This window comes from Sutcliffiella sp. NC1 (assembly GCF_027594365.1).
Lineage (GTDB): Bacteria > Bacillota > Bacilli > Bacillales > Bacillaceae_I > Sutcliffiella > Sutcliffiella cohnii.
Genome location: NZ_CP115153.1, coordinates 4,853,930 through 4,871,362 on the forward strand (window position 1 = coordinate 4,853,930; position 17,433 = coordinate 4,871,362).

Here is a 17,433-nt window from a genome sequence, read left to right on the forward strand (position 1 = left end):
TTCATTATACTATTTCGAACGCCAATTTTTTAATAATCTCTTCATGTTGAGGATATTCGCTTAATAGTTGTTGCTGTGTAAATAGCTCAAAATCAGCAAAATCAAAACCGGGTGCGACCATACATCCTACTAAAGAAAATGTATTTGCTTCTTCCACGCTTGAACCAAAAATACACCCTTTTGGAACTATTACTTGTGGACGTTCTCCCTTTTCTACATTTAAGCCTAATTTTACTCCTTCATATGTACCATCAGGATAAATAATATGGACCGTTAAAGGGCTTCCGGCATGAAAATACCATATTTCATCCGATTTTAGACGATGAAGATGAGAAATATCTTCGGACCTTAATAAAAAGTATATACTTGTATATAACTTACGATTATGGTCTATTGTTGACACCTGTTCATGATGGACTTTCATATCAGATTGAAAAGTCGATCGATAAAAGCCGCCTTCTGGATGAGGTTGTAATTGCAATTCCTTAATAAATGTTTCAGCGCTTAACATACTATCCCTCTTTACCTTTTTCTTTTCAGTTAATAGTACAACATTAGAAAATGGACTGTCCAATGGGTTCAATATACGTAGTATACAGTGTTCATTCTCTATTAATAGGGTTAAACCATCGTCTGTGCAAACTACACATAATGAAAAATCTGTACTATTAACTAGTGAAATTTTTAGAATCCTTATAAGGGTAAAGATCAAACAAAGTCCTAAAAGTCACTTTCTATTTACTTTTAGGACAGCCCCTTTTTATTACTTAGGATTAGGTATAGTTGTTTGCGGTGGTTCTTCCATCCATTCGTACTTTATCATCAACTTTGCCCCTTCGTGAGCATATTCGAATATATCCTTCATAAATAGTGATAACTTGGGAGGAAGGTCATTTCGTAAGCTAAATGACGTTCCAAGTGAATTTCCACCTAAAGAAAAACTACAAAACAGGCTTATACAATACATCATGATTTTATCCGAAAATGGCGGTATTGTTGAAGTTGTTATATTACCACCATGTGTAGCTGGAACTTGAAGATCGTTCTCCACCATAATTTTACTTAAATCCGTCACAATGCTTTTCGCAAGTTCTCCTCCTTTTTGAAAAAACTTTCCTATATCTCGGTTTGTTGCACTTTGAGCAAAACCAAATATCATTTGCATCCCAATTCCATTCGATTCAATCGCATGGTATAAATGACCAATTTCTACTGTATTTAAAGGCCTTTTCTCTTTAAAAGGATTTAATCCGCTTAAATAATTTGTGTCTTTCACAAATTGTACGGATGGTGCTGTTGTCACATAAGGAGACCTTGGTAGCAACCCTTTTTTTAATAAGTATTGTGTACATATATCATAATATTTTTGGGTTGTATTTGTTAACTCCCTAAATAGTTGGGTTATATCACTTCGATACGTCATTGTTAGATTGAGCGTGTGCATCCCCATACTGATTTGTTTAACTAACCTAATAAACATAATATCAAAACCATTGTCAAATAACTTTGGTACGTCTTTATTAACATCTTCCGACGTAAAACCAACCGGAACAGCTATTCCTTCCTCTTGAAAAAGCGTCGTTATTTTAGATACGTACGGACTAACCTCTTGTGATAAATCCGTCATTATCTTTTTTGCTTCTTCATCGTCCGCCTTTTCTATAAAATATTCCATCATTCTTAGTATCATCGTTTTTTGTTGATATGTTGCCCATAGTACTCCTATTTCAGAAGAAGTCATTGACGGTGATTCAGGCATCGTTTCAACCTCCAAAAAATCAAACTTTTTAATAGGTTTTGACTAAGCTTTTCAAAGTATGTAAATAATTGTACGGAATTATAATAAGCATAAAATATTCATTTTTGATTCATACAAAGAAATAATGTATATTTAAAAAATCAATGAAACTGTTAAGCTTAAGGATGTGGAAACATGCGTATAAATAAATTTATTAGTGAGGCTGGGAAAGCTTCTCGGCGTGGCGCAGATAAACTAATTAACGAAGGCAGAGTTACTATTAATGGAAAGCGCGCCGAAATCGGCAGTAGAGTAGAGCCCGGTGATGTTGTGCTCGTAAGTGGAGAACAAATCCGTGTGGCAAGAAATAACGTTTATATCGCCTTAAATAAACCTGTAGGAATAACAAGTACAACCGAGAAAAAAGTAAAAGGAAACATTGTTGATTTAGTGAATCATCCGTTACGAATTTTTAATATAGGGCGACTTGATAAAGATTCGGAAGGGTTAATCTTGCTAACGAATGACGGTGATATCGTAAATGAAATATTACGGTCCGAAAATCGTCATGAAAAAGAATATATTGTATCCGTGGACAAGCCTATTACTCCAGAGTTTCTGAAAAAAATGTCAGAAGGGGTAAATATACTAGGAACGAGAACACTTCCGTGTGAGGTAAACCAGCTATCTAAATTTGATTTTCAAATTATTTTAACACAAGGTTTAAACCGTCAAATTCGTCGTATGTGTGAAGCATTAGGCTACGATGTATATAGACTACAGCGAATTCGTATCATGAACATCCATTTAGGAAACCTTCCTCCTGGGCAATGGCGAGATTTAACGAAAAAAGAGCGAACTCAACTGTTCAAAGAGCTGAACTACGAGCCAAAAGAATGGTAAATACAAAAGCTGATGCGGTTCATAAAAACTGGATGTGTCCGCTGAACAGAAAGGACCCGGCATTTAGAATACCGGGTCCTTTCTGTTTTATATTTCTGTTAGCTTTTGATAGATTGAAGGCTTTCGATCACGTAAATAGGATATTTCTGTTCGGAATTTTGCAATATCATCTAAATCAATGGTCGTCACTTGCACGATTTCTTCGTCTATTTCACACTCAGTCAAAATTGTACCTCTTGGATTACAAATTTTACTTTTCCCGAATAAATGTAAGTCATGACTACTTCCTACTGCATTGACTCCTACAGTAAATAATAAGTTTTCTAGTGCACGTTGCGGTAAATTTAAATTCCACATATCCTCATCCTCTATTCTCCAAGCGGATGGGAAGAATAGAATATCTGCACCTTGTAAAGTTAGGCTTCTTGCTACTTCAGGAAAGCCTGCATCATAACAAATTCCGATGCCCACTTTTCCAAAGTCTGTTTCAAAAACAGGATAATGAGAGCCTTCTTTAAAATAAAATCGTTCCAACGCCCAAAGGTGGGATTTTGCGTAGCTTCCCATAAGTTGCCCTTCACGGTCAAACATTAAAGCTGAATTATATAAAACACCTTCAAGTTCTCTTTTTTCCGCTATCGGTGCTATTATGTATAATTTGTATTTAGCAGCAACTTGACTTAAAAAGTCAACACTTTGATGAAAGTATTTTAACCCGAGCTCGTTCGTTTTTTCTCCTAGGTATCTTAAATTATATCCAGTAGAAAAGAGCTCAGGTAAGCAAACAATGTCACTATGCTTGGACGCTGCTTCTTTTATATATTCCTCTGCTTTTCGCAAATTTGCTTCAACGTCACCTAATTTTGATTCCATCTGAATAATTCCGATATTTACTTTTCTTGGCATGCTATTCATCCTTTTGTCAATATTCACCTTGTCGAAACGATTGTTAAAAAATTTGCTTACCATCTATTACAACTACAGGATCTTTTATAGCACAATCAATATGAACTCCAGCTTCTGTTTGGCCACCAAATGATTTATTACTTCCGAAAGCAATATGAACCGTACCAAACACCTTTTCATCTTCTAGCACATTACCAGTTAAACGAGCCTTTTTGTTCGTTCCAATGCCAAACTCTGCTATAATTCTGCCGTTTCCTTCTCCTAGTAAATAGAGCAATTGTTGCCCCATTTCACCACTTGCGTCTACTAGTCTGCCGTTTTCTAATGTTAACATTATAGGCTCACTCAATACTCCTAAGCCAGCGATAGCACCATCAATCATAATCGTTCCATTTGCAGAATCTTCTACAGGTGCAATATAGCTTTCGCCAGAAGGTAAGTTACCAGATTCCCCTTTTTTCCGAAATACCCCAGTACTCGGAATTGCGTTTCGATTTTCAATAGAAAAAGAAAGGGTACATTCATCCTTCCTAATTTCAACCCACTTACCATTTTCTAATATTGTACAATATTCATTCGTTAGCTTTTCCACCTCGGAGTAATCAGCTGAAATAGCACCTTCTTCTAGCATATCGAGCGTTACTCCAGGCATCGTTGCTACCCGTGCTCCAGCTGCAGATGCCTCTTTTCGAGCAATTGTATGAGTTAAAGAGTGCTTCGTAATGCATAGCACTACTTCTGCTGACTTCATCGCTTCACTCACTGTATGCGGAGGCTCCTCTCCTGACTTAGAGCGAGTCATCATTTCCATAAGCATCGTTTCATTTCCGAGGTCTACACCAGCCTCATAAAATATAGTTGCTACGCTCTTTAGCTCAGCATCTGTAACGATTAATATTTGCTCGTTCTTTTTTATATATAAATTTTGACTCAATACAGATTTGGCAACTTCTACATACTGATTCATTTTGCACCCTCATTTACTATTTTTCCGTTAAAATTACGCCATTATATTTGTAGTTTTAGTTGATATTTATCGATAATTTCCGTCAACTCATCTCGTGTTGCTTGTAAAATAGGCAAATATTCTTTTATTCTTTCATCCGTCATTCTGTAAGCTGGACCAGCAACCGTAACCGAACCGATGACACCTTTTATGGAATCAAATAATGGAACAGCAATTGCTATAATATCAGGTGTAAACTCACCCTTACTAATCGCCCACCCTTGCTTTCTTATAAGCTCTAGTTCGGATGCAATTTGCGATGGAATTGTCATTGTTTTGTCCGTATAGCGCTTTAGCTCTTCTGTTTCGAGATAATATTTAATAAAATCTTCTGGCATATAAGCTAAAATAGATCGATAAGATGCACCAACATACAATGGTGCTCTGCTTCCAACAGTGACTGAATATTTCACTTTATTTTCTGGCTCAATTGCTTCTAACGTGACACCTTCATTTTTATATAATGAAGTGAGAAATGTACTCTCTCCCGTTTGATCCGAAAGTTTTTCCAGAACAGGACTAACTAATTGTTTTACATTGAGTCCTTCATATTTAATCATCCCTAGCTCTAAAACAGCAAAACCTAACGTATATTTTTTTGTTACGGGGTCTTTTGAAATAAAATTATTCGCCTCAAACGTTTCTAAAATACGGTAAATTTTAGCGTGGTCTATCCCCAATTCATTGGCTAATTCTCTTCCACCCCATTCAGGCTTTTGTTTCGTAAACATTTTTATCACTTTTAATGCTAGGTCCAATGTTTTTAACATATCGTCACTCTTTCTTTTCATTGTAATACTAATCTTATCTTATCAAAAAAAAGACAAATAATAGTCAAAGTTAAAATATTTCTATTTTAATTTTGACTATTAAATAAAAGCTAATATAGAAAATCAATTACTGCAGCTACATACACCTTTGCACATGTAATAATTTGCTCCACTTCTACTTTTTCATTATAGCCATGAATCGTTGGTAAATAAGCTGGACCATATTGAAGGACGGGAATATTGTATTCTCGGAAATGACGAGCATCACTACTTGCCCATTGCATAACACCATACGCTTCTTCATTCGTTACGAAAGTAATGTTATCGACAATTGCCCTACATACTGGATCATTAGCATCTGTACAATTTGCCTGGCTTCTAAAGCTTATCGGCTTTATATTATATTCGATGTTTAGTGCATCTAGTTTTTCTGTTAAGAACTGGGTAACTTCTTCTTCTGTAATTCCAAATGGTAAACGACAATCCACTTGGACCTTACAACTTTCAGGTATAACATTCGCCTTCGTACCACCTTGAATTGTTCCAATATTAACGGTTATTTTTTCTAATACTGGTTGGTACTTAACACGATCCTTCTCTACTTCTTTCATATATCGTTTAGAAACTTCTATTAACGGCTTAACTTCTTCTGGAACTTCTATTTCTATATCCCATAATTTTTGTATTTCTTGTATCGCTCTTACTGTATCTGCGATTGCATTTGGTCCTGCTATTGGAGATAAGCTTCCATGCCCTGGTTTCCCTACCACTTCGAGTTCAAACCAATAGGAACCTTTTTGTCCAATTGTCGGATTTCGTGGAGAAGATGGTTCTGCTATTAAACAACCATCTCCAGCAATGATGTTGTTTTTTAATAACCAAGGAACCCCGAACTCCCCACCAGTCTCTTCATCAGGGACAATTGCTAGCGTAAGGCTTCCTGGCAACTCGATATTTAATCGTTTTAGAATAGTAGTAGCGAATATTAATCCAGCAAGGCCCGCTTTCATATCGCTTGCTCCTCTACCTAACATCCAGCCATCCTTTACTTCTCCAGAAAACGGATCAAAGTCCCACTTCGATAAATCACCAGCAGGAACAACATCTGTATGTCCGCAGTAAATTAACTGTTTGCCTTGCTCTGTATTACCAATAGTAGATACTAGATTATACATTTTATCAGCTGATTCATGCCAATCTACATCTATATTAAATGTTTTTAAGTAGTTTGCTATAAATTCACTAATCTCTGTTGAATCTCCGGGTGGGTTTTCACTCGGGATTTGAATTAATGAGCTGCATAATTGAATGAGCTCCTCTTTTCTCGCCTCTACTTCGTCAATAAGTTTTTTCTTTAATTCTACTTTGCTCATTTTACTGCCTCTTGTTTACCGGGTGTTTGTAAATGCGTCATTTTTCCGTAAAGCATTTCTAAACGGTTAAATTCTTCTTCATTGAAAAATGCACATTTGTTTTCTCCGTATGCTTTTGCTACTTCAATAGCAAAACGGACTACTTGTTCTACGTCGACTAAATGAGTTGCACCTGTTCCACAACCTGCTACAGCCGTTTCCGTTGTAACAGCTACCCCAACAACAGGACTTGTTGTTGCAACGCTTGGTTGAAGTATACTATTTACATGATATACACCATTACCGTATGGAGTAATATCTTGCGTTGTAATCGGTAATGTAACAGGAAGAGTTCCTGTAGATTGTGTATATAAGTGTAGTAGATCATCACTAACCTTTAAAATATAACCTTCTTTTACAGTTGGTGTAATCGCAAACCCTTTATGATTTGTAATCATATTTCCTTTTGTTGTATCAATCGATAGTATTGCATCCATCTCTTCTGTCACTTCATGCTGATTCATCGTTAAAATATCTACCGGTGAATTCATAAAAGGAACAGGATCATGCGGTAATGTTGGAGCTGTTGGGCAAATATGTGTTGTTAAAACAACATCTCCGGCTAAACGATCACCTTTTTTTGTCATATCTAGTAGTTTAGCAGCTGATGCCATCGCAGATAGTGCTCCATCACCATCAGAAACAAACCCTTTTAGCTCTGGTCGTGCTCCAATTCCTCCTAGTCGGCCAATAATTCCTAACGTAGGTGCCGTTCCGCCACTCATTTTTCCATTTTCACCAGGAATCGTTACTTTTATAAAATCTGTTGACCCTTCATTACCTTCAACGGTTTGAACAGTAATCTCACCATTTCCGTTTAGGTCTGCTAAATATTTTTTAATATCTTCACCTGTTACATAGTTGCTATCCATTAATTCATAAAGTTCGATTACATGTTTAAATGAAGAACTAGAATCTCTTAAACCAGCATATAATCCGGAAGAAGCGAAAAGCATTTTAGCAGAAACTGACTATGCAGATGGTTTTTCCATCGAGCTTTATGTATTAGAATCTCGTGTACCATATGCAACTATTTTCCAAAACCAAATGAAAGAAAACTTAAATATTGATGTAGATATTAAAGTAACAGAATGGGGAACATTGAGCACGATTGCATCTCAAGGAAATGCACCAATGTATATCGGTGGTTGGTCATGGTATCCAGACCCATACTTTTTCCTAAACCAAACATTCCATTCTAGCCAAATTGGTTCACTAGGTAATGGTAAAGGATACTCTAATCCAGAAGTAGACGCGTTACTTGATCGTGCCCTTTCTGAAACAGTAGTACAAGAAGAAAGAGCAGCCCTTTATCAAGAAGCGATTGCTATTATTATGAGTGAATACGCGAGAGTGGAGCTTGATAATTTACACCAAACAGCTGCGATTAGACCGAATGTGAAAGGTTTCAACGTAGCAGTAGATCCATCTATTCAAATCGTAAGTCCAAACGGTACGAATGTTTGGTTAAATAACTAATTTTTAAACAATTGGCATATATTTTATTTCGAACATTATTCTATTAGAAAAGCAGAGGCGGCATCCTCTGCTTTTTTGTTATTATTGTAAAAAGAAAAAGCCATTCTTTTAATGTGTAAACAAAAAGAATGGCTTTTAATATTAAAACGCCGGAATCGCCGTTTCATCATAGTTTTCTTCTAAAAATTGGCGAACTTCTTCGCTTGTCATTGCTTTCGCTAACTTTTGGATTGGCTCCCAATCTACATTATCTTTACGTGCTACTAATGTAATTCCGAAGTCATTGTCGCTTCCTTCTGTTAGAAGTGCGTCACTTTTCGGTGTTAACCCTAGTGGAGCTGCATAAGCAGGTGTCATGACTACTGCATCTGCATCATCATACATTCTAGCTAACATTAATAAATCCAATTCTTCTAATTTATAGTTTTTTGGATTTTCGATAATATCAGCCTGTGTATAATATGGACCTGTTTTTTCTTTTAATGTAATAACGTTATGTTGTGCTAATAGCGCTAATGAACGGTCAATGTTCGATACATCATTTGCAATGGCAATCACCGCTCCTTCAGGTAGTTCCTCCATTGACTTGTACTCTTTTGCATAGACACCGTAGTTTGCAAAATAAATAGGAGTAACTGGAACTAGTTCTGCATCGTTATTACGGTTAAATTCCTCCATATAAGGAACGTGCTGAAAGAAGTTCGCATCTACTTCTCCTGCTGCTAATGCACTGTTCGGCTGGACATTGTCGCTTAGAACAACTACTTCTAAGTTAATGCCCTCTTCCGCTAGCTTTGGTTTAACTAAATCTAGTATTTCTGTCATCGGTGGAATTAATGAAGCTACTTTTAACGTTACTTCTTCCTTTTCATTATTTGGTGCTGTACTATTATCATTACCTTCATTTGTTTGACCACAGCCAGCTAGTACTAATAAAAGCATTAATGATAGTAATATAATTTTTTTCATGGTGTTTTCCTCCTCGTCGTTATCTTTTATCAATCATTCTTGAAACAGTTGTACCCGTGAATTGAATCAATTGTACAAGTATAACCATAATGACAATCATGTACATCATTAAATCGGTTTTGAATTGCTGGTAGCCATATCGAATGGCAAAGTCGCCAATCCCGCCTCCTCCAACTACTCCCATAATCGTAGAATACGATATAAAACTAATAATAGAGGTCGTTAACCCAAGTACTAAACCGGAGCGAGCTTCGACATAAAGAAATTTAAAAACAACTTCTTTCACAGAGGCTCCCATCGAAATTGCCGCTTCCATTACTCCCTTTGGTACATCTAATAACGATTGTTCAACTAAACGAGAATAGTGGGCAATCGCGATAATCGATAATGGTACAGTAGCAGCTGCTGTACCAATCGCGGTTCCAATAACGAGTCGTGTAAATGGTATTAAAAACACTACTAATAAGAGGAACGGAAAAGAACGAATAATGTTCACTAGTAAGTTCAAGGTAGAAAACACTAGCCTGTTTTCTAGCATTTGCCCTTTTCTACAAAGATAGAGTAAGGTCCCTACTGGTAGGCCGATAAGTACCGCCGCTAAAATAGAAACACCGACCATCATAAATGTTTCAATAATCGCTTTCCATATTTCCGCTTCATATTGTATCAATATCTCAGGCATGGCTATTATCACCATCCTTTGATAGCTGTTCTACAAACCATTTCGGATTACTATCTTTCATAGCAACACCTTTAGGTTCAATTGTTATCGTGTCGTAAACTTCACCATTAGCCATCACCGTTACTCGTTGGCATATGCTTTTAATTACTTCCATCTCGTGGCTAACGATCACAATTGTAACACCAAGACGTTTATTAATACTTTCTAGTACTCCTAATATTTCAGCCGTTGTATTAGGATCTAGCGAAGAAGTTGGCTCATCACATAGTAACACTTTCGGGTTATTTGCTAGTGCTCTCGCAATGGCTACACGCTGCTTTTGACCACCACTTAATTGCGCGGGGTACTTGTCAAGATAATCTTCTAATCCGACAAATCGTAGGCATTCTTCTACTCGACTTCGATGGTCTTTTCTTGGGATTTTTGCTAATTGAAGTGATACAGCTACATTTTCATAAACTGTTTTGTTCGCTACTAAGTTAAAATGCTGAAAAATCATTCCTATTGATTGCCTTGCTTGTCGAAGCTGTTTACCTTTCATGTTCGTTAAAGCTTGGCCATCTACTTCTACTGTTCCTTTGTCTGGAACTTCTAATAAATTCATTAACCGCAGTAGCGTTGATTTTCCCGCTCCACTAGCGCCAATAATTCCGTATATTTCTCCTCTTTTAATCGTTAAGGAGACAGATTTTATCGCATCAAATTGTATAAAACTTTTGCTAACGTTATGTAATGTAATCATAAAAAAACCACTTTCTCCACAATGAAAGGTGAGTTAACCGATATTAATTATAGCTTAATATAGTAAAATTGTCATTTTGTCTAGACCATCATTTTGACCAAAAGGCGCAAAACTTCAAGTAATGGCTATTATTTTCTCTAAAGTGTTTATTATTTTAATATATGTTTTATGCTAAACTGTGAGTGTATGTCTATTAATATAGTAGAGATTAAATTAAACTGGTATTATATATCATTAATAATAGAAAGGAACTAATCATGATGAAATGTATTTCCATAGATTTAGATGGTACGTTATTAAATTCAAAGCATGAAATTTCAGAAGAAAACTTACAAACGTTACATGATTTAAAGAAGCAAGGGCATTACGTCATTTTAAATACAGGGCGGGCTTTAGCTGACGTTATAAAAATACAAGCGGTTCAACAGTTGGAGTTACCTATTTTTAGCATAAACGGTTCCATGTTATATTCTAAATCAGGTGAACTACTGTATGAAGCGAACGTTCCAATTTCTACTTATAAGGAGATATTCTCCAGGTTAAAAGATTTAGAAATAGGGATACTTGTTTATACAAACTATGGTGGCTTCCCTGCTACGTTACCTCCATTGCAAGAAAAAAGCAAAGAAGAATTAACTACTCTTTTCCAACAATACGATTACGATCAAATTTTAACTAAAAACGATATAAAAATTTATAAAATAATGGCGTTAGTTTACGATGGCCAATTAGAAAAATTGGAAGATGTAAAGAAGGCTTTAGGAAATACGCTTGATATATTCATGGCTGCATCACTACCTAACAACCTAGAACTTACATCTAGTGAAGCTAATAAAGGAAAGGCTATATTACGCTACCAAAAGTTAATGAATCTCCACTTTGAAGAAATAATTGCAATCGGGGATGGTGGAAATGACCTCGGACAATTTGAAGTTGCAACAACTTCAGTGGCAATGGGAAATGCTCCAGCCTATATTCAAAATATAGCAGATGTTGTTACAAAAACAAATGATGAAGACGGCTTTTCCTACGCTATGCGCCATCAGCTTAAATTAATACCTACGAGCGAAACTGCCAATATATAAAAAAGATTGAAGCCCCTAAAATACGTTGGGGGCTTTTTTATACAGGTATTCGTTTTTTTCTATCAATGAATAGTATTAAATAAGAGATGATAGATAACAACGGTAACTCAATTAATGGACCAAGAATTAACACTAATGCTATTAACGGCTCATGTGGGAAGGCGGTCAATGCGATTGCCAATGCAACTGGCGAATTTCTTGCTAACGTCGTAAAATTTAAGCTAACCGTTTTCTCTCTTTTAAAATGCAATAAACTTCCGATGAATCTTCCAATGATGAAATTGATGAAGAAAAATACAACAATTGGAATCATTAGCTTAACTAATAAATTTACATTGTCTAGTAATAAACTTCCTTGTGATGCGAACATAGCTACTATTGCTAAACATAAAAAGAAAATCGGCAAAGAGCTCCATTTCTCTATTAACCGTTCTTTTCTATTCCGCAGTAGATATTGTCTAGTTAAAAATGCTAAGACGAACGGTATGATTAATACGAGAATGATACTCTCCATAACGAGCTGAAAATCAACTACACCAACTGTTCCCGAAAAAATAAATAGATATAACGGTAATAATAGAAGCTGTAGTAATAAATTTAAAGGTAAAATACTAGTAGATAGCGAAATGTTACCTTTGGCAATACCAGTAAATATAATATACCAATCCGTACAAGGAGTAACCATTAACATAATAAATCCAAGCCATAACGCGTAGTTATCTCCTAAAAATATTGCAGCAAGCACCCACGCCAATAACGGTGTTAAAACAAAATTCATCGCTACAGATGTAATTGTGAATTTTCGATTTAAAAAGGAATTCCTTATATCCTTGATCGGGATTTGTAAAAAGGTAACATATAACATTATAATTAATAAAGGCATAATAATTTTATCTGCATGCATCGCTATGTTACTAACTTGACCGAGGATTAAACCTAGAGCAACTGCTATCAAAATCAATATTGTATATAATTTTTCAAATATCCCCACCATTTCCCCCCTACGAAGCGCTATTCTGTATGCTTTCTACAAACTTCAATGCTGCACGTGATAAAGGAACACTTTTTAAATAACAAATACCGATACTTCTTTTCGGAATTTCCTCTTGTAATACCACTTCAAATAATTCTCCTCTTTTTATGTAATCGCTCGAAAACTCCTTAATCACACACGATATTCCTAAATTTATTTTAGTAAATTCGAGTAATAAGTCGTAAGAGCCTAGTTCGAACACCGGAGAGACGTTAAATCCTCGTTCTTTGAAAAAGTTTTCTATATATACTCGTGAGTTTGATTTCTTTTCTAAAAAGATTAATGGTAGCCTCATTAAATATTCAAGACTAACTGGTTTATCCGTTAAGTTTTTATATTTTTCTCCGCATACAAAGATGTCTTTAATTTCTTTGCATGGAATAACTTGAAGATGGTCTTCATCAATTGGCAAATTGCATAGACCGAGGTCTGCCTTTCCTGTTTTAATAAACTCACAAATTTCTGTTGTGGTCCCGTTTAATATATTTAATTTAATCCCTGGATACGCTCGATGGAATTTTTCTAAATAAGGTAATAGAAAATAACGTGATATTGTATCGCCGACCCCAATACGTAATTGTCCTGTTTTAAATGTTTTGAATTCAAATAATTTATCTTCAGCAACATCAATAATTGCTAGAGCCGAATTTACATGCTCATTTAACAGTTTCCCTTCATTCGTCAACACTACACCTTTCGAGTTTCGATGGAAAAGAGGAATTTCTAATTCTTTTTCTAGTTTTAAAATTGCTTGACTAACAGCTGATTGTGTCATGTATAGCTCTTTTGCAGCTTTCGAGAAACTATTGTTTCGGCTAACAACGTTAAAAATTCGGTACAAATCCAATTTTCCTATCATATTAGTTCTCCTTATAGCAGATATTATAAATATTAATTTTACTTATATCATTTATTAAAGGTATAGTAAACTTATAGTATGTTGAAAAGAGAGACATACTTTACATAAAAATGTACTCAATTAAAGGAGAGATTACATTGGCTAGAGCAGTTGGAACAGTAGTTCGTGGGCTTCGCGGTCCAATCATCAACGAAGGAGATAATATTGAACAAATCGTCGTTGATACAGTATTACATGCAGCAGAAAGTGAAAAATATTCGATTGAAGATCGTGACATTGTAACGATAACAGAATCTATTGTCGCTCGCGCACAAGGAAACTATGCGACAATTGACGATATAGCAACAGATATTAAAGCAAAATTCGGAGAAGGCAAAATTGGTGTTATTTTCCCTATTCTAAGCCGTAACCGTTTTTCTAACCTTTTAAGAGGGATTGCAAAAGGTGCTAGTGAAATAGTAATAATGCTTAGCTACCCTTCTGATGAAGTTGGTAACCACCTAGTGGACATCGATGAATTAGATGAAAAAGGAATTAACCCATGGACTGATGTACTAACAGAAGCTCAGTTCCGTGAACATTTCGGCTATAAAAAACATACATTTACAGGTGTTGATTATGTTGAATACTATAAATCGTTAGTTGAGGCGGAAGGTATTAAGTGTGAGGTTATTTTCTCCAACAACCCAAAAACGATTTTAGAGTATACTAGTAACGTCTTAACTTGTGATATTCACTCACGCTTCAGAACGAAACGTATCTTAAAAAATAACGGTGCAGAAATAGTATTCGGCCTAGATGATATTCTTTCCCAATCTATTAACGGCAGTGGCTTTAACGAAGATTATGGTCTTCTTGGTTCAAATAAAGCAACCGAAGATAGCATAAAATTATTCCCAAACAACTGTCAACCAATCGTTGATTCCATTCAAGCAAAACTAAAAGACTTAACGGGAAAAACAGTTGAAGTAATGGTTTATGGAGATGGAGCATTCAAAGATCCAGTGGGGAAAATTTGGGAGCTTGCAGATCCAGTTGTATCACCAGCCTACACGAAAGGGCTTGAAGGTACACCAAATGAAATTAAACTAAAATATTTAGCAGATAACAACTTCTCTCATCTTCGTGGCGAAGAGTTAAAGCAAGCTGTTTCTGAATACATTCAAAATAAAAATGAAGATCTTGTTGGTGCGATGGAAGCCCAAGGTACTACACCTCGTAAATTAACAGACTTAATCGGCTCCCTGTCCGATCTAACTTCTGGTAGTGGTGATAAAGGAACACCAATGATCTACATTCAAGGTTACTTTGATAACTATACGAAATAATAAAATGTGGACAAGGGCTACCCCTTGTCCACGCTTTTTGGTTAACAACATCAATTACCTCATTTTTCTCACAGACTATAAATATGTAAAAAAGTTGTACCCTAAATATACTGCCATGACCCAAATGATTATGGCTGAAATTTGATTTATCCGCTTCAACAGTATACCGCTGTTTCCTAACTGTCCAACCTTTCGACCGATAATGGCTAAAAAGAAAAACCATATCCATGAGACTATAATACAAGCAAGAGTAAAGATTACCTTCTCATGACCTACATAAGCAAGAGAACTCGTTCCAATAACTCCAATTGTGTCTATAATAGCGTGCGGATTAAGTAACGAAACAGAAGCAGCAAAGGTAACTTGTCGTCGAGCGGAAAAACGACTTGGCACCTGAATTTTACTACTAGAATCTGAAGTGCTCCTCCACATAACAAATCCCATATAAATCAAAAAGATCGTTCCGCATAAAAATAATAAATTTCTTTAACCACTCAAAATTTAAAACAACTACTGAAAGTCCACTTACAGCCAAAATGATAAGTATCGTATCACAAAATCCTGCTGTAATTATGGCAGGAGCAGCTTTTAATAATTTCCGGTGAGTTGCTCCTTGGTTGAAAATAAATACGTTTTGAACACCTAAAGGTAAAATTAGTCCAAACGCCAATATGATACCATGAACAAGTGCTAGCATTTTTTCACCTACTAGTTTTTCTTTATATAAATTCTGAATATATATAATTTGTGCCTTTAACTTTTCAAATAAAAAAGAACAATATAACGGAAACAACCTTAGAGAATAGAGAAGGGTAACTGTACTTGTAAACCAAACTACATTCTTCTTGCCGCTTAGTAGTAACAAAATATATAAAACTTACATTTACCATTTTCTGTGTGAGCGAGGGACTTGACCTGTCCCTCCGTCCACTTAATTTAATTTTTGATATATGCCATGATTTCCTCTTATGTCTATAAATTTATACCAATCTGGCAATTCATTAACTAACTGTGTTGGTCCAGACCAAGATGGAACATCATCAAAAATGATGTATCCCCCTTCAGCTACAAATGGACTCCAAAACTCAAAGTCCCTCTTCACTAATTCATACTCATGTGAGCCATCGATGTACAGTAGGCCAATTTTTTTCTGTATTGGCCAAATACGTGATGCTTCAACGCTATCCATCTTTATAGGCTGAATTACATCTAATAAATTTAATTTACTCATATTTTCAAGGAATTCCTGATACAATTGATCTTCCTCATAATGTTTAAGCACCTTCTGATGCTCTGAAGACCCTTTCCAGGTGTCAATTGCATATACCCTTCCCTCCCCGCGGTCTTTAACAGCAAATGCTAAGCAAGAAGTTGATTTCCCTTTCCAGGAACCAATCTCCACTATTGTCGATGTCGGAGCCTCCAACGCATACGTATATAAATTTTTAATACCTTCTTTTTTCAACCAACCTTCTACAGTAGAAACAGCACTTTTCACTTCATCTATTCGTTGATTTTTAGAATCTTGCACCTTTTATCCCCTCCTTAAATTATAATAATCTATTCATAAACCATACTAATTGATTGGTTTTTCGAACTAGATTTATATAAAAAAGACATGGAAATAAGAAGTGTTTAGTAGGGACAATATAATCTTTATTCTATATTTTTACTAGAAAACTACTTTTAATAACTCGCACACCTATATTTACTTAATTCCGAAAGAATCGGTTTTAATTTCATTTTCATCTATCAATTCCTTTTAGATCATTAATACTAATCTCAAATTCAGCATGATCCCCAGCAACATGAGCAACTGGCATACTAATTCCGAGAGCATCTTCTGTTACATAGACATAAATTCCATTCATACCTTCTTGACTTTTAGTAAGCTCCAAAATTAATTTTTCATCATTTTCATACAAACCAAATGCCATATTTCTAATATCTTGCTCATATTCATTTTCTATATCACCAACATACTTCGCTTCTTTCAATGTATTGATAAAATCGATATCAATTTCGGATACAAAATCTGTTAAAAACAATTGCTTACCAGTGTTAAGTTCAATATTCGTTGTAAAAAATAAATGATACGGATGCGCAGATGGTGTAACGTTGTTATAACTCCTATAGGCAATACTCAAGATTTCTTCATTTTTCAACTTAATCTCATAACTTCCATCAGCTTCATATTGTTGGTCTGAATCAAGTGAAGCTATCGTATCTTGATAAGGTTTTATGGCCGCTGTTTTAATTAATTCATTTATTGTTTCCTGTTTTTCTTCATCATGAAAACTGATGATTTTCGGATACTCTACTGCTACATTCTCTTCATGATAGGTTACTGTTACGATGTCATATTCATAGCTATCTGATTTTTGTTCAGTCTTTTCCATTTCTTCGTTCGTTTTCTTACTTCCTTCTCCGTTACATCCCGATAAAAAAAGCGTAAATAGAAATAATAATAACCCAAATAGTTTTTTATTCATCTCCATCCCCCTAGTAAACCTCTTAATTA

General features: G+C 35.4%; 18 protein-coding genes and 1 pseudogene. 4 read left to right on the forward strand and 15 right to left on the reverse strand.

Annotated elements, in window-relative coordinates; all coding sequences use genetic code 11:
• Positions 1–4: 4 nt before the first annotated feature.
• Complete coding sequence (locus tag O1A01_RS24905; RefSeq protein WP_270065308.1) at positions 5–511, reverse strand: cupin domain-containing protein; 507 nt, start codon at positions 509–511, stop codon at positions 5–7.
• 252 nt (positions 512–763) lie between these two features.
• Positions 764–1,759, reverse strand: coding sequence for a DUF3231 family protein (locus O1A01_RS24910; RefSeq protein ID WP_066413487.1), 996 nt, complete (start codon positions 1,757–1,759; stop codon positions 764–766).
• A gap of 174 nt (positions 1,760–1,933) precedes the next feature.
• Here O1A01_RS24910 and rluF point away from each other — a divergent pair, with 174 nt between their 5' ends.
• On the forward strand, positions 1,934–2,641 hold the full coding sequence (gene rluF, locus O1A01_RS24915; RefSeq protein WP_270065309.1) for a 23S rRNA pseudouridine(2604) synthase RluF: 708 nt from the start codon (positions 1,934–1,936) through the stop codon (positions 2,639–2,641).
• A gap of 87 nt (positions 2,642–2,728) precedes the next feature.
• Here rluF and O1A01_RS24920 read toward each other — a convergent pair whose 3' ends face one another.
• The 5 genes from O1A01_RS24920 to O1A01_RS24940 all read right to left on the reverse strand — a co-directional run bounded on the left by O1A01_RS24920 (position 2,729) and on the right by O1A01_RS24940 (position 7,691).
• Entirely contained in the window at positions 2,729–3,547 is an 819-nt protein-coding gene (locus O1A01_RS24920; RefSeq protein WP_270065310.1) for a nitrilase-related carbon-nitrogen hydrolase, read from the reverse strand.
• A 43-nt stretch (positions 3,548–3,590) separates the two neighbouring features.
• A complete protein-coding gene (locus tag O1A01_RS24925; RefSeq protein ID WP_270065311.1) occupies positions 3,591–4,514 on the reverse strand; it encodes an aminopeptidase in 924 nt (307 codons plus the stop codon).
• A 41-nt stretch (positions 4,515–4,555) separates the two neighbouring features.
• Positions 4,556–5,323, reverse strand: coding sequence for an IclR family transcriptional regulator (locus O1A01_RS24930; protein WP_270065312.1), 768 nt, complete (start codon positions 5,321–5,323; stop codon positions 4,556–4,558).
• Positions 5,324–5,433: 110 nt separating this feature from the next.
• Positions 5,434–6,696 (reverse strand): M20 family metallopeptidase, encoded by a 1,263-nt coding sequence (locus O1A01_RS24935; RefSeq protein WP_270065313.1) that lies wholly within the window; start codon positions 6,694–6,696, stop codon positions 5,434–5,436.
• The gene (locus tag O1A01_RS24940) at positions 6,693–7,691 is read right to left on the reverse strand and encodes a DUF1177 domain-containing protein (RefSeq protein WP_270065314.1); all 999 of its coding nucleotides are present in this window, start codon (positions 7,689–7,691) and stop codon (positions 6,693–6,695) included. The genes O1A01_RS24935 and O1A01_RS24940 overlap by 4 nt, the downstream gene beginning before the upstream one ends.
• Between O1A01_RS24940 and O1A01_RS24945 the strand changes: the two genes are divergently transcribed.
• Positions 7,690–8,214: an ABC transporter substrate-binding protein gene (locus O1A01_RS24945; protein ID WP_270066467.1), complete on the forward strand. Its 525-nt coding sequence runs from the start codon at positions 7,690–7,692 to the stop codon at positions 8,212–8,214. The genes O1A01_RS24940 and O1A01_RS24945 overlap by 2 nt on opposite strands.
• A 141-nt stretch (positions 8,215–8,355) precedes the next feature.
• Here O1A01_RS24945 and O1A01_RS24950 read toward each other — a convergent pair whose 3' ends face one another.
• Genes O1A01_RS24950 through O1A01_RS24960 form a run of 3 tightly spaced genes read right to left on the reverse strand, consistent with a single transcriptional unit; the run spans position 8,356 to position 10,607 of the window.
• Complete coding sequence (locus O1A01_RS24950; protein WP_066413511.1) at positions 8,356–9,183, reverse strand: MetQ/NlpA family ABC transporter substrate-binding protein; 828 nt, start codon at positions 9,181–9,183, stop codon at positions 8,356–8,358.
• Between the two features lie 19 nt (positions 9,184–9,202).
• Complete coding sequence (locus O1A01_RS24955; protein WP_270065315.1) at positions 9,203–9,865, reverse strand: methionine ABC transporter permease; 663 nt, start codon at positions 9,863–9,865, stop codon at positions 9,203–9,205.
• The gene (locus O1A01_RS24960) at positions 9,858–10,607 is read right to left on the reverse strand and encodes a methionine ABC transporter ATP-binding protein (protein WP_066413513.1); all 750 of its coding nucleotides are present in this window, start codon (positions 10,605–10,607) and stop codon (positions 9,858–9,860) included. Before O1A01_RS24960 ends, O1A01_RS24955 begins: the two co-directional genes overlap by 8 nt.
• A 257-nt stretch (positions 10,608–10,864) precedes the next feature.
• Here O1A01_RS24960 and O1A01_RS24965 point away from each other — a divergent pair, with 257 nt between their 5' ends.
• Complete coding sequence (locus O1A01_RS24965) at positions 10,865–11,692, forward strand: HAD family hydrolase (RefSeq protein ID WP_235858082.1); 828 nt, start codon at positions 10,865–10,867, stop codon at positions 11,690–11,692.
• A gap of 37 nt (positions 11,693–11,729) precedes the next feature.
• Here O1A01_RS24965 and O1A01_RS24970 read toward each other — a convergent pair whose 3' ends face one another.
• Positions 11,730–12,683 (reverse strand): arsenic resistance protein, encoded by a 954-nt coding sequence (locus tag O1A01_RS24970; RefSeq protein WP_094366241.1) that lies wholly within the window; start codon positions 12,681–12,683, stop codon positions 11,730–11,732.
• Between the two features lie 10 nt (positions 12,684–12,693).
• Entirely contained in the window at positions 12,694–13,584 is an 891-nt protein-coding gene (locus tag O1A01_RS24975) for a LysR family transcriptional regulator (protein WP_066413519.1), read from the reverse strand.
• Positions 13,585–13,721: 137 nt separating this feature from the next.
• On the opposite strand from O1A01_RS24975, the gene O1A01_RS24980 reads away from it, so the two are divergent.
• Positions 13,722–14,912, forward strand: a complete 1,191-nt coding sequence (locus O1A01_RS24980; protein WP_270065316.1) for a coenzyme F420-0:L-glutamate ligase — start codon at positions 13,722–13,724, stop codon at positions 14,910–14,912.
• A 75-nt stretch (positions 14,913–14,987) separates the two neighbouring features.
• Here the strand turns inward: O1A01_RS24980 and O1A01_RS24985 are convergent.
• From O1A01_RS24985 to O1A01_RS24995, 3 genes and pseudogenes are all read right to left on the reverse strand, one after another.
• Positions 14,988–15,609: pseudogene (locus O1A01_RS24985) on the reverse strand (LysE/ArgO family amino acid transporter).
• 234 nt (positions 15,610–15,843) lie between these two features.
• Positions 15,844–16,443, reverse strand: coding sequence for a class I SAM-dependent methyltransferase (locus O1A01_RS24990; protein ID WP_066413530.1), 600 nt, complete (start codon positions 16,441–16,443; stop codon positions 15,844–15,846).
• A 214-nt stretch (positions 16,444–16,657) separates the two neighbouring features.
• Positions 16,658–17,404 (reverse strand): polysaccharide deacetylase family protein, encoded by a 747-nt coding sequence (locus tag O1A01_RS24995; protein ID WP_270065317.1) that lies wholly within the window; start codon positions 17,402–17,404, stop codon positions 16,658–16,660.
• Positions 17,405–17,433: the final 29 nt, after the last annotated feature.

Bases quoted from the DNA above. Each gene is read 5' to 3' on its own strand.
- O1A01_RS24905 (WP_270065308.1), bottom strand. From the start codon at position 511: ATGTTAAGCGCTGAAACATTTATTAAGGAATTGCAATTACAACCTCAT.
- O1A01_RS24910 (WP_066413487.1), bottom strand. From the start codon at position 1,759: ATGCCTGAATCACCGTCAATGACTTCTTCTGAAATAGGAGTACTATGG.
- rluF (WP_270065309.1), top strand. From the start codon at position 1,934: ATGCGTATAAATAAATTTATTAGTGAGGCTGGGAAAGCTTCTCGGCGT.
- O1A01_RS24920 (WP_270065310.1), bottom strand. From the start codon at position 3,547: ATGCCAAGAAAAGTAAATATCGGAATTATTCAGATGGAATCAAAATTA.
- O1A01_RS24925 (WP_270065311.1), bottom strand. From the start codon at position 4,514: ATGAATCAGTATGTAGAAGTTGCCAAATCTGTATTGAGTCAAAATTTA.
- O1A01_RS24930 (WP_270065312.1), bottom strand. From the start codon at position 5,323: ATGTTAAAAACATTGGACCTAGCATTAAAAGTGATAAAAATGTTTACG.
- O1A01_RS24935 (WP_270065313.1), bottom strand. From the start codon at position 6,696: ATGAGCAAAGTAGAATTAAAGAAAAAACTTATTGACGAAGTAGAGGCG.
- O1A01_RS24940 (WP_270065314.1), bottom strand. From the start codon at position 7,691: ATGCTTTTCGCTTCTTCCGGATTATATGCTGGTTTAAGAGATTCTAGT.
- O1A01_RS24950 (WP_066413511.1), bottom strand. From the start codon at position 9,183: ATGAAAAAAATTATATTACTATCATTAATGCTTTTATTAGTACTAGCT.
- O1A01_RS24955 (WP_270065315.1), bottom strand. From the start codon at position 9,865: ATGCCTGAGATATTGATACAATATGAAGCGGAAATATGGAAAGCGATT.
- O1A01_RS24960 (WP_066413513.1), bottom strand. From the start codon at position 10,607: ATGATTACATTACATAACGTTAGCAAAAGTTTTATACAATTTGATGCG.
- O1A01_RS24965 (WP_235858082.1), top strand. From the start codon at position 10,865: ATGATGAAATGTATTTCCATAGATTTAGATGGTACGTTATTAAATTCA.
- O1A01_RS24975 (WP_066413519.1), bottom strand. From the start codon at position 13,584: ATGATAGGAAAATTGGATTTGTACCGAATTTTTAACGTTGTTAGCCGA.
- O1A01_RS24995 (WP_270065317.1), bottom strand. From the start codon at position 17,404: ATGAATAAAAAACTATTTGGGTTATTATTATTTCTATTTACGCTTTTT.